Source organism: Arthrobacter sp. TE26545, from assembly GCF_056279005.1.
In genome coordinates this window covers 1406707-1417880 of sequence record NZ_JBWBQM010000001.1, presented here as the reverse complement: position 1 = coordinate 1417880, position 11174 = coordinate 1406707, and the positions used below count along the sequence as shown (strand labels likewise).

The window sequence follows — 11174 nt, the reverse complement described above, 5'->3', positions numbered from 1 at the left end:
CGACCGCTGGTGCTTAGATGCTGCAATGCAGCACGAAGTGGCCCTTGGCCGGCACGGAATCAGCCTGGTTCCGCTTGCCCCCGCGCATGCCCGCGCACTCTTTGATTTCGTCGACGCCGGGATGTGGTCCGGCATGGCGGCCAGTCAGCCGCTGAGTTCCGGGGAACTCGAAGCGCTTTTTGCATCCCGGATCGCCGACCCGGCGGTCATCGCCTTCGCCGTAGTCGAACAAAGGACCGGTGCCCTGCTGGGAACCACCTCACTCTGCGACTACGATCCGCGGCAGGAGCGCCTGGAAATCGGCGGGACCTTCTACGGGCGCCCGTTCTGGGGAAGCCACGTCAATCCGGCCGCCAAGCAGCTGTTGCTGTCCTACTCCTTCGAGGTCCTGGGCGTGCACCGGGTGGGGTTCCGCTGCGATGCGCGGAATAGCCGCAGCGCTGCGGCGATCCGGCGGCTTGGCGCCAGCCATGAAGGCACCTTGCGCGGGCACCGATTCGCACCCGACGGCGGCCGCTGCGACACCGACGTGTATTCGATCCTCAGCCACGAATGGCCTCCGCTGCGCACCGCGCTCCTCGAGCGGCTGGCGCCGTTCGAACAGGCGCCGTTCGAACAGGCACCCTTCGAAAGGATGGAACAGCGGGAGGCAGGGCGCGTTTCCGCCGCCCTGCCTCCCGATGCCTGCCTGCTGGCAGGCTAGTCCCCACCGGCTCCCGCTCCGTCCGTCAGGCCTTGGTTACCTCAAGTTCGACGACGGCCCACGACAATGCGGGCAGCGTGAGCTTCAGTTCGTCCCCGGCGGCTTTTACGCCGGCCAGCTGCTTGAGCCCCACCTGCTCGCCGGTTTCCAAAAGGTTCGCTGCGAAGCGGTCCTTGCCTTCGGGGACCTCCAGCACCTCGGCGCGGAGGATCCGGCCGGCGTCGAAGCCCCGCAGTGCGACGTCGACGTCTGCCGCTTCGGCGAGCCCCCGGTTGGCGAGGAACAGCGCGAGCCGGCCGTTTTCCTCATCCCAGGTGGCGCTGACGTCCACGAGGTCCACATCTCCGAAGCGGGCGTTTGAGTACTTGTCCGAGTCCACGTGGGTCCGCAGGATCATGCCCTTCGCCAGTTCCGCCATACGGGCGAAGGGGTGGAAGATGGTCTGCCGCCAGGCCGGGCCGTTCTCTTCGGAGAAGATCGGGGCGATGACGTTGACCAGCTGGGCCTGGTTGGCGATCTTCACGCGGTCCCCGTGGCGCAGCAGCGAGTTGAGCAGGGTGCCCACCACCACGGCGTCGGTGACGTTGTACTTGTCTTCGATGACGCGCGGGTGTTCCCGCCAGCCGGAAGCGTTCACGCGGTGTGGCTGGTCCTCGGTGTCCAGGCCGCGCTGGTACCAGACGTTCCATTCGTCGAAGGACAGGTTGATGTGTTTCTTGTGCTTGCCCTTGGCCCGGACCGAATCGGCGGTGGCGATCACGGATTCGATGAAGTAGTCCATGTCCACCGCGCTGGCCAGGAAGCTTCCGGCGTCTCCCTCTTCCTCCTGGTAGTAGGCGTGCAGGGAGACGTAGTCCACCTCGTTGTAGGCGTGGGTGAGGACTGTCTGTTCCCACGCGCCGAACGTGTCCATGGCCGAGCTTGAACTGCCGCAGGCCACAAGTTCGATGTCCGGGTCCACGAACCTCATGGCCTTGGCGGCTTCCTGGGCCAGCCTGCCGTATTCCTCGGCCGTCTTGTGGCCGATCTGCCAGGGCCCGTCCATCTCGTTTCCGAGGCACCACAGCTTGATGTCGAAGGGATCCTTGTGTCCGTTCTTGATGCGGAGGTCGGACAGGTAGGTGCCGCCTGGGTGGTTGGCGTACTCGACGATTTCGCGTGCGGCATCCACCCCGCGGGTTCCGAGGTTGATGGCCTCCATGACCTCCACACCGGCCTTGCGGGACCAGTCCACGAATTCGTGCAGGCCGAAAGCATTGGTTTCCAGGGTGTGCCACGCTCCGTCCAGGCGGCGCGGCCGGTTCTCCACGGGCCCGATGCCGTCTTCCCAGTTGTAGCCGGAGACGAAGTTGCCGCCCGGATACCGGACCACCGTGGCGCCGAGTTCCTTGGTCAGGGCAAGGACGTCCTTGCGGAAGCCTTGTTCGTCCGCCGTGGGGTGGCCTGGTTCGTAGATGCCGGTGTAGACGCACCGGCCCATGTGCTCCACGAAAGACCCGAAGAGCCGGCGGGGCACCTCGGAAACGGTGAAGTCGCGGTCGATGCTGATCCGTGCACGGGACATGATGTGGTTTCTCCTGGTTGTGGTGGCTTGGCAATGCGGGTGTTCTGCTTAGGTTCCGGCGAGGCCGGTGGTGGAAATGCCCTTGATGATCTGGCGCTGGAAAAACAGGAAGACCAGGATCAGCGGAAGCGCTGCGAGCAGGGCGGAGGCCATGTTCTGCGCGTATTGGATGCCGTAGGCGCTCTTGATGGTCTGCAGGCCCACGGGCAGGGTCAGCATGGCACTGTCATTGGTGACGATGAAGGGCCACAGGAAGTTGTTCCAGGCGCCGATGAAAACGAAGATCGCCACGGCGGCCAGGATGGGGCGGGACAGCGGGAGCACCACCTGCAGGAAGATCCGGACCCGGCCCGCGCCGTCCACCCGGGCCGCGTCCTCAAGCTCGTGCGGGATCTGGTCGAAGAATTTCTTGAGCACGAAGACCATGGCGGGGGCGATGACCTGCGGCAGGATGATCCCCCAGTACGTATCGATCAGGTGGAAGGAGACCATCTGGTAGAAGAGCGGGATGATCAGCACGGGCGGCGGCACGATCAGGGACGCGACGATGATTCCCATGAGGAGCTTCCGGCCCTTGAAGTCGATCCTGGACAGGGCGTAGGCCGCGAGCGCGGAAATCACCAGCGTCACCAGGGTGATGGCCGCCGAGGTGAAGAGTGAGTTCCAGGTCCACTGCGGGATATTGCCCTCGGCGAGGACCTTGGCGAACGCCTCGAAGGTAAAGCCCGACGCCGGGAAGAACGTGATGGGTGTGGCCGCGGCTTCCGTTTCGCTCTTCAGGGCTGTGATGGTGGCCCAGCCGAACGGCAGGAGCCAGAGCGCCGCAAGGAAGGCCACGACGACGGTGGCAGCTATCCGGCTTGCGGGCAGCCGGCGTTTGACCGCGGGGACGGGTGCCGGGGCCGCCGGCTGTTGCTTCCGGGACGGGCTGAGCAGGGTGGAGTTTGCCATGTCATGCGCTCCTCTTGCGGGTGATGAAGAACTGGGCGATCGAGACGAGCACGATAAGTCCGAAGAAGATGTAGGAGATCGCCGAGGAGTATCCGAGGCGGTATCCGGTGAAGCCTGTCTCGAAGATGTACTGGACGGTGCTGCGGGTGGCCCCGCCCGGTCCGCCTCCGGTCATTTGGTACACCTGGTCGAAGATCTTCAGGGATGCCAGGACCTGCAGGATCACGATCATGATGGTGGTGGGCTGGAGCTGGGGCAGCGTAATGGAGAAGAACTGGCGCCAGCCGCCGGCGCCGTCCAGCTGGGCGGCCTCGTAGTGCTGGGCGGGAATGTTCTGCATTGCCGCGAGGTAGAGAAGGAAGTTGAAGCCGACCGTCCACCAGACGGTGGCGATCACGATCGACCACATGGCCACGTCCGGGTTGTTCAACCAAGCCACGGGTGGAATCCCCACCATGGCCAGGAGTTCGTTGAGGAGCCCGAGCTGCGGGTTGAACATCCAGGTGAAGAAGAGCGACACCACGGTGGAGGCCAGCAGGAACGGAGCGAAGAAGGACAGCCGCCACAGCCATTGCGCCGGGAGGCCCATGTTCACGAGGCCGGCCATGGCGAGCGCCACCAGGACCAATGGGACCGTGCTGATGACGGTGAAGTAGAGGGTGTTGCCGAGGGAGTGCCACATATCGGCGTCGGCGAGCGCCTCGGCGTAGTTGGCCAGGCCCAGGAAGGAGTCGTTGGCTCCCGTGAGGGATTTGCCGGTCAGGCTCATGTAGGCGCCATGCAGCAGCGGCCAGATGAGAAAAAGGACGAAGAAGGCCATGAACGGGGCCATGAATCCCCAGCCGTGGAGGGCGTCCCGACGGCGGCTGGCTGCCCGTGCAGTTCCGTTGGGGGCTGCTGCCGGTGCCGCATTGCGCCGGCTGATGGTTGATGTGCTCATTTCCAGGGCTCCTATACCGGCTGGGGCTTGGACAGCAGGGTGTCCAGCCGCTTGACGAAGGCATCCCAGCCGTCCTTGGCCTTGATCCTGCCGAGGAAGACGTTCTGCACGTTTTCGGCGAAGTAGGCCTGGAAGTCTGAGCCGGAACCGGTGAACCAGGCCCGGGGATCGTAGTTGATGATGTCCGCGGCACCGGCATAGTGTGCCTGCGGTTTCAGGGCCTGGTACTCCGCGGAACGGACCACAGGCTGGTAGGCGGGGATGTGGCCGGCTTCTGCCCACCCCAGGGATCCCTTGAGCATCTCCGCCACGAAGGCGTAGACGGAGCGGCGCCTCTCCTCGTTGAGGTCCAGCTGGTGCGGCAGGACAAAGGCGTGGGAGTCCGCGAAGGCCGCAGGTGTTCCGAACAGGGTGGGAATGGGCTGGGCATCCAGCGGCACTCCGGCCGCCTTCATGGTGGGCAGTTCCCAAACGCCGCTGAAAAACATCCCGGACGCCTTGCCGGCGAACTCCGCGATGGCGGTTCCGCCGTCGCCGCTGCGGGTGGCAATGGTGTCATCCAGCAGGCCGGCGATGAACTCCAGGACGTCCACGGCGACGTCGCGGTCCACTTTTGCCCGGGAACCCTGGACCAGCTCGAAGTCCGCTCCGTGCTGTTTATAGAAGGTGTAGAACATCCGCCACATCTGGGCGCCGTCACCGAGGTAGCCGTAGGAGAGTCCATGCTTTCCGGTGACCTTCTGCAGTTCGGTGGCAACGGCCTTGAAGGTGGCCGGATCACTGATGGCTTCCAGCCGTCCGTCTCCGCCGAGCACGCCGGCCTTCGCGGCGGTGTCGGTGTTGTACATCATGATGAACGGGTGCGAATCGAGGGCGATCGAGAAGACCTTGCCATCTTCTTTGCTGTTCTCCCAGATGCGGGGGGCGAAGTCCGCCTCGCGGACGCCATGCTGTGCCAGGAGGTCCAGGTCCCAGGGGTCCAGCAGTCCGCCGGGCGCGTAGCCGGGAACACGGGCCGCATGCATGATGGCGACTTCGGGAGGCCGGCCGCCTGCCGACGCCATGGCGAGCTTCGTGTAATAAGGCGGTCCCCAGGCCAGCACCGTGGGTGTGACCCGGAATGCCCGCTGGGAAGCGTTGACCTTGTCGATCATGGCGGCCATCTTGATGCCGTCGCCACCGGAGAGCAGATGCCAGAACCGCACATCTTCCGGACCGGCAGCGTTCGCCGCTCCGCCGCAGGCAGTCAGGGAGCCTGTGGCCAGCAAGCCCCGAGCGCCCCCATTCCCGTAAGGAACTGCCTGCGGCCTGGGGCCTCCGGCAGCCGTTGTTGTTGCTTCACCCGTACTCCTTCGGACGCGTTGTGTGTGATCCGGCTCATACGTTACATCGTTGTAAAAGTCGGCACAAGAGAATTTTGTTAGCGCCAACAATTTTCTTGGAAGGTCAGTTCCCGGTGCTGGCACGCAGCACAATCCGGTACGGCAGGGCCAGGTCTACCGGTGCCCGGCGGCGGTCCGCCATCCGTTCGGTCAGCAGCTTCAGCGCGTTTTCCGCGAAGGCTCGCTTATCAAAGGACACCGTGGTCAACGGTGGGACGGCAAAGCGGCCGTCGGCGATGTCATCGAAGCCGGAGACGGCAACGTCCGCAGGGATGCGGTACCCCGACTGGGACAAGAGGCTGAGCGCCCCGATGGCAAGTGAATCGGTGAAACAGAAGATCGCATCCGGGAGTTCGTTCACGGTAAGGAACGCCTGGAGCGCCTGGTAGCTCCCCTGCGGCGTCCAGTCGTCACAGGCGATTTCCAGGCGGGGATCATGGACGATCCCCAGTTCCGCGAGGGCCTCACGGTAGCCGCGCGAGCGCAGGGCGGCGGTGGCTGAACGGCGGCCGCGGTTGGCCCCGAGGACAGCGATCCGGCGCCGTCCGCCTGCTGCCAGGGCGAGCGTCATGTCCTTGGCGGCCGCCACACTGTCCACCCAGACCCGGTCAACGATCTTCTGGCTGACCTCTCCGAGGAGGACCACCGGAGGAAGGGTTCCGGGAAGCTTGATGGCGCTTTCATCCAGGGCCACCGGGTTCAGGATGAGGCCGTCGATCATGTTGGAGCGGGCCTTGGACATGAGCTCGAATTCGCGCTGCGGATCCAGGCCGGTCTCCTCGATCTGGACGCCCCATCCTTGCGCGTGCGCCACCTCGACCACATGATGGGCGATCTCCGCGGAGTAGGGCGTCCCGAGGTCCGGCAGGGCAAGGCCAATGACCCCAGAGCGGCCATTGCGCAGGCCCCTGGCGGAAAGATTGGGGACGTAATCCAGTTCCGCCATGGCGAGTTCCACTTTTTGCCGCGTGTGCTCGCTGACAGTGACCTGGCCGTTGACCACGTTCGAGACTGTTTTGGGCGACACGCCGGCGAGGGCAGCAACGTCCTTCACTGTTGCCCGCACCTGGAATCCCCCGCTTTCGCATCCTTGCGGGATCCATTCCGCCCGCCCAGCATGATGCTACAGCGACTCCCCGGAAACGGCCGTCCATCGACAGGGTTGATAGCGCTAACATAGCATTGCTTCCACACATCAGCCCCACGGAAGGTGCCATGAGGAACTGGGCAGGAAACCTTGAATACAAAGCCGGCGGCATGCTCCGGCCAGCGACGCTGGCGCAGCTGCAGGAAGGCGTTGCCGCGGCGTCACGGATCAAGGCCGTAGGCACCAGGCACTGCTTCAATACCATCGCGGACACGGACGGAATCCACGTGAACCTGGACCTCCTGGCCGGCGGACCGCAGATCGATACAGCGCGGGCCGTGGTCAGGGTGGGCGGCGGCATGAGCTACGGCGAGCTGGGCCGGTACCTCGAATCGCACGGCTACGCCCTGCACAACCTCGCGTCGCTGCCGCATATCTCAGTGGCCGGCGCGGTGCAGACCGGCACCCACGGTTCCGGCTCAAAGCTGGGCAGCCTCCACACTGCCGTGAAGGGTCTCCAGCTGATCCGGGCCGACGGCGAAGTGGTCCGGCTGCAGGAAAGCGACGGGGCGGACTTCCTGGCCGCCGTCGTCGGGCTTGGCGCTTTGGGGATCATCACCGAACTGGAACTGGCGATCGAACCCAGCTACGCGGTGCGGCAGCAGGTCTACGAAGGCCTTCCCTGGGAGGCGGTACTGGCGGACTTCGAGGCGGTCACCTCGGACGGTTACAGCGTCAGCCTCTTCACGGATTACGCCGGTCCCGCGGTCAGCCAGGTGTGGCGGAAGGCCAGGGACTCCGGAAACGGCCCGGCCCCCAAGGAGTTCCACGGCGCGAAGCCGGCACCGTCCGCGCTGCACCCCCTGCCCGGCATGTCCGCAGAAAACTGCACCCCACAGCTGGACGTGCCCGGCCCCTGGCTTGAACGGCTTCCGCACTTCCGGCACGAATTCACGCCGAGCAACGGCAACGAACTGCAGAGCGAGTACTTGCTTCCGCGCGGCCATGCTGCGGCCGCCCTGCGGGAACTGCGGGCCCTCTCCCCCGTGTTGGCGCCGCTTCTGTTCGTCTCGGAAATCAGGACGGTTGCCGCGGACGGATTCTGGCTCAGCCCCGCGTTCGAACGCGACAGCGTGGCGCTGCACCTGACCTGGAAACCGATGCAGCAGGAGGTCGAAACCGTGTTGCCGCTGATCGAAGAACGGCTGGCACCCTTCGAGCCGCGGCCGCACTGGGGCAAGCTGTTCGCCGCCGACGCCGCCACGCTTGCACCGCGGTACCCGCATTTCGAGAATTTCCGCCAACTGGCGGCCAGCTATGATCCGGCGGGCAAGTTCCGCAACAGCTTCCTGGACCGGGTGCTGCACGGCTTGCCGGCGGACCGTGGAGACCGGGAAGCAACGGCCCCGGCCGTTTCGGCAGCAGTGAGCTAATCCCGCGCTAATCCCGTGCTAATCCCGTGCGCGGGTCCGGGTCCGGCGGACGGCCGCTTTGTACTTGGAGACCGTGGGATCCCCCGCGAGCCAGAACCGCCACGGGTAGTCGTGGGTTCCGCCGTCGCCGGCAACGCCCACCCGCGGCCCTCTCGCAAGCACCTCCGCCGGGACCGGCGCCGCCGGCAGCACCAGGCTGAAAGGGGCCGCAAGCGCGTCCTTGCCACTGTCCGCCGTCGTCAGCCCCAGCACGGTGGCCAGGCGAGCGGGACCGCTGGCGAGGTCCATGTCCGAGCGGGACGCGCGACGGCGGGCGCGGGCGAGCTCAAGCCCCTCGACCACCTCGCCGGCGCGCAGCAGCAGCGCGGAGGCGACGCCGTCGGGACCGCAGACAATGTTTGAGCAATAGTGCATGCCGTACGTGAAGTACACATAGAGGTGGCCCGCCGGGCCGAACATGGGCGCATTCCGCGGCGTCCGGCCGCGGAACGTGTGCGATCCGGGGTCCGGCTGATGGGAGTCATGCGGCCCCAGGTACGCCTCGACCTCGCTCAGGCGCACCGCGACCGTGCCCTGTTCGGAGCGGTGGCTGAGCACTGCGCCCAGCACCCATGGCGCCACCTCGCGGGGGTCCGCGGACAGTATCTCCCGGATCCCGGGAGCCTCCTCCGAGCTCATGTGCCGACCCTAACAGAGCCGCCGCAGCCGTGTCCGATTTCCGCTAGGAAGGAAGCCGGCGGGCTGGCAGCATGGAGCCATGGACTTCTGGCAGCGCTACCGGGCCATCGATGCTCGCGACACCCGCTTCGACGGCCAGTTCGTCACCGCCGTGCGTTCCACCGGCATCTACTGCCGGCCCTCGTGTCCGGCGCGCACGCCCAAGGCTTCCAACGTGACCTTCTTCGAGACTTCGGCCGCGGCGCATGAAGCCGGTTACCGGGCGTGCAAGCGCTGCCTGCCCGAAGCCGTGCCCGGGACTCCGGCGTGGAACCTGCGTTCCGACGTGGCGGGCCGGGCGATGCGGCTGATCAACGACGGCGTGGTGTCCCGCTCCGGCGTCGAGGGACTGGCCCGGCAGCTGGGCTACTCGGCCCGACAGCTGAACCGGATCCTCGGCGAGGAACTCGGCGCCGGGCCGCTCTCCCTCGCCCGGGCCAGCCGGGCGCAGACCGCCAGGACCCTGCTGGTGTCCACGGACATGCTGCTCTCCGACGTCGCGTTCGCCGCCGGCTTCAACAGCGTCCGGCAATTCAACGACACGATCAGCGAAGTCTTCGCGCTGACGCCAAGCGCCCTCCGCGCCGTGGCCCGCCGCAGCAACCACCGGCACGGCAATGCGAAGGACGGGGCCGGCAGGGCCGGCGCCGTCTCGGCGCTGACCGTGAAACTGCCCTTCCGCGAACCGTTCGACCCCGGGATCTTCGCTTTCCTGGCCGTCCGCGCAGTGCCTGGAATCGAGCACGCCGAAGCCGGCGACGGCGGCGTGTACAGCTATGCACGCACGCTGCAGCTACCGCGTTCTGCCGCCCGCTTCCGGGTCGAGTTCGACGCCGGCAGTCCCGGTTCCCACGCGCTGACCCTTTTGGTCAGCAGCATCGATCTGCACGACCTGCCCGTCCTGCTGAGCCGGGTGCGCCGCCTGTTCGACCTCGACGCCGACCCGGTGGCCGTGGACGAGTTACTGGCCCGCGACCCGCGGCTCGGCCCGTCGGTCCAGGCCGTTCCGGGCATCCGGCTCCCCGGAGCCGTGGACCCCGGCGAGCTCCTGATCCGGGCAATGATCGGCCAGCAGATCACCGTGGCGGCCGCCCGGACGACGTTGACCGGGCTGGCCGAGGCGGGCACCTTGCTCCCGGAAGGAGGCGGTTCCGCGGAGGACGCCGGCCCCGGCAGGCTCTTTCCGACGCCGGAACAGATCGCCGACGCCGGCGGGGAACTGCTGCGCGGTCCGCGCCGCCGCATCGAGTCCGTCCTCGCCGCGGCGCGGGCGATGGCTGCCGGGGAATTGGACTTCGGCTACGGCGACGACCACCGGACGCTGGCCGCAAAGCTCCTGCCCCTGCCCGGCGTCGGGCCTTGGACGGTGGGCTATGTCGCGATGAGGGTACCCGGGGACCCGGACGTGCTGCTGGCCAACGACGCGGCAGTCCGGAACGGGCTGAAAGCCCTGCCGGCCGCCGAGGGGCTGTCGGCGGATTTCGCCAACGTGAGTCCTTGGCGTTCCTACGCCACGATGCATCTGTGGCGGGCGGCGGCTGCCCCAAAGCAGGCGGCCGCTTTGCCGCAGGCCGCTACTTTGCCGCAGGCCGCTATTTTGGCGCAGGCGCGCCGGACGGCCACGGGAGCAGCTCCGGCAGCTCCACGCCGTCGGCGGCCTCCGTTGCCCGCAGGCTCCCCAAAGTAGGCGTGCGGCCGGCCAGCCAGGCCGCGATGTCGGTGATCATGCCGTTGACGGCGATGGAGCGGCCGCCGGAGCCGAGGGTCTGTTGCGGCAGCGCCAGCGGCTGGAGGACAAGCTTGATACCCTCCGGCACGCGTGCTTCAAGGAAGCGGAAAAGGTGCTCGCAGAACGGCCGGTTCCAGGTTTCGGGGCCGAACCCGGTGCCGAGATCGCCCGTGTGGATGGTGAGTTCCCGCCACAGGGCCAGGCCGCCGTCGAACACTGTTCCGTTGCGGTAGCTGATCGGCGCGGACCAGCCGTCCTCGCCCAGGGCATCGAACGCCGCCAGGACCCGGGCGAAAGCTGCATTGACCGCCTCACGGTGCCGGGCGGCGTCGTGGCCGGCTGCCAGCTCGATGTCGCGGTTCCTGCCGTCGTAGCCGCCGTCGTACAGCTCGACGGTCTCGCCGCGGGCCGCGAACTCCAGCTGGCGGGCCATCGCGTTGGCGATGCCGGCCAAGTGGGCCAGTACATGCCCGCGGCTCCAGCCGGAAAGTTCGGAAGGGGCAGCGACGGCGGCGTCGTCGAGTTTGGCGACGACGGAGGCGGCGGTGGAGGCTGCTTTGTGGAGCTCGGCCAGGAGTGCCTGAGGCGTGATCTCGGTCATGCGGCCATGGTATCGGAAGAGTTAAGCGGCGTTAACGCAAACGGGGCGCTTCTTCGCGGAAATACCC

The 11174-nt window shown here is 66.8% G+C and carries 10 protein-coding genes; 3 read left to right on the top strand and 7 right to left on the bottom strand.

What is annotated here, in order from left to right; translation table 11 throughout:
• Positions 1-25 precede the first annotated feature (25 nt).
• The gene (locus ACZ9CK_RS06315; RefSeq protein ID WP_476049537.1) at positions 26-703 is read left to right on the top strand and encodes a GNAT family N-acetyltransferase; all 678 of its coding nucleotides are present in this window, start codon (positions 26-28) and stop codon (positions 701-703) included.
• Between the two features lie 25 nt (positions 704-728).
• Here the strand turns inward: ACZ9CK_RS06315 and arfA are convergent, their stop codons facing one another.
• From arfA to ACZ9CK_RS06290, 5 genes are all read right to left on the bottom strand, one after another.
• Positions 729-2267: an arabinosylfuranosidase ArfA gene (gene arfA / locus ACZ9CK_RS06310; RefSeq protein WP_476049536.1), complete on the bottom strand. Its 1539-nt coding sequence runs from the start codon at positions 2265-2267 to the stop codon at positions 729-731.
• A 48-nt stretch (positions 2268-2315) separates the two neighbouring features.
• Positions 2316-3218, bottom strand: coding sequence for a carbohydrate ABC transporter permease (locus ACZ9CK_RS06305; RefSeq protein WP_476049535.1), 903 nt, complete (start codon positions 3216-3218; stop codon positions 2316-2318).
• A 1-nt stretch (position 3219) separates the two neighbouring features.
• Positions 3220-4158, bottom strand: a complete 939-nt coding sequence (locus tag ACZ9CK_RS06300) for a carbohydrate ABC transporter permease (RefSeq protein WP_476049534.1) — start codon at positions 4156-4158, stop codon at positions 3220-3222.
• Positions 4159-4169: 11 nt separating this feature from the next.
• Positions 4170-5426: an extracellular solute-binding protein gene (locus tag ACZ9CK_RS06295; RefSeq protein ID WP_476049533.1), complete on the bottom strand. Its 1257-nt coding sequence runs from the start codon at positions 5424-5426 to the stop codon at positions 4170-4172.
• A 178-nt stretch (positions 5427-5604) separates the two neighbouring features.
• Positions 5605-6606, bottom strand: a complete 1002-nt coding sequence (locus tag ACZ9CK_RS06290) for a LacI family DNA-binding transcriptional regulator (RefSeq protein ID WP_476049532.1) — start codon at positions 6604-6606, stop codon at positions 5605-5607.
• 149 nt (positions 6607-6755) lie between these two features.
• On the opposite strand from ACZ9CK_RS06290, the gene ACZ9CK_RS06285 reads away from it, so the two are divergent.
• Positions 6756-8060, top strand: coding sequence for a D-arabinono-1,4-lactone oxidase (locus tag ACZ9CK_RS06285; RefSeq protein WP_476049531.1), 1305 nt, complete (start codon positions 6756-6758; stop codon positions 8058-8060).
• Positions 8061-8078: 18 nt separating this feature from the next.
• Here ACZ9CK_RS06285 and ACZ9CK_RS06280 read toward each other — a convergent pair whose 3' ends face one another.
• The gene (locus tag ACZ9CK_RS06280) at positions 8079-8738 is read right to left on the bottom strand and encodes a DNA-3-methyladenine glycosylase (protein ID WP_476049530.1); all 660 of its coding nucleotides are present in this window, start codon (positions 8736-8738) and stop codon (positions 8079-8081) included.
• A 79-nt stretch (positions 8739-8817) separates the two neighbouring features.
• On the opposite strand from ACZ9CK_RS06280, the gene ACZ9CK_RS06275 reads away from it, so the two are divergent.
• On the top strand, positions 8818-10464 hold the full coding sequence (locus ACZ9CK_RS06275; RefSeq protein WP_476049529.1) for an AlkA N-terminal domain-containing protein: 1647 nt from the start codon (positions 8818-8820) through the stop codon (positions 10462-10464).
• Here ACZ9CK_RS06275 and ACZ9CK_RS06270 read toward each other — a convergent pair.
• Positions 10370-11107, bottom strand: coding sequence for a maleylpyruvate isomerase family mycothiol-dependent enzyme (locus ACZ9CK_RS06270; RefSeq protein ID WP_476049528.1), 738 nt, complete (start codon positions 11105-11107; stop codon positions 10370-10372). The two genes, ACZ9CK_RS06275 and ACZ9CK_RS06270, sit on opposite strands and share 95 nt — an antisense overlap.
• Positions 11108-11174: the final 67 nt, after the last annotated feature.

Bases quoted from the DNA above. Each gene is read 5' to 3' on its own strand.
- ACZ9CK_RS06300 (WP_476049534.1), bottom strand. From the start codon at position 4,158: ATGAGCACATCAACCATCAGCCGGCGCAATGCGGCACCGGCAGCAGCC.
- arfA (WP_476049536.1), bottom strand. From the start codon at position 2,267: ATGTCCCGTGCACGGATCAGCATCGACCGCGACTTCACCGTTTCCGAG.
- ACZ9CK_RS06270 (WP_476049528.1), bottom strand. From the start codon at position 11,107: ATGACCGAGATCACGCCTCAGGCACTCCTGGCCGAGCTCCACAAAGCA.
- ACZ9CK_RS06285 (WP_476049531.1), top strand. From the start codon at position 6,756: ATGAGGAACTGGGCAGGAAACCTTGAATACAAAGCCGGCGGCATGCTC.
- ACZ9CK_RS06280 (WP_476049530.1), bottom strand. From the start codon at position 8,738: ATGAGCTCGGAGGAGGCTCCCGGGATCCGGGAGATACTGTCCGCGGAC.
- ACZ9CK_RS06275 (WP_476049529.1), top strand. From the start codon at position 8,818: ATGGACTTCTGGCAGCGCTACCGGGCCATCGATGCTCGCGACACCCGC.
- ACZ9CK_RS06315 (WP_476049537.1), top strand. From the start codon at position 26: ATGCAGCACGAAGTGGCCCTTGGCCGGCACGGAATCAGCCTGGTTCCG.
- ACZ9CK_RS06305 (WP_476049535.1), bottom strand. From the start codon at position 3,218: ATGGCAAACTCCACCCTGCTCAGCCCGTCCCGGAAGCAACAGCCGGCG.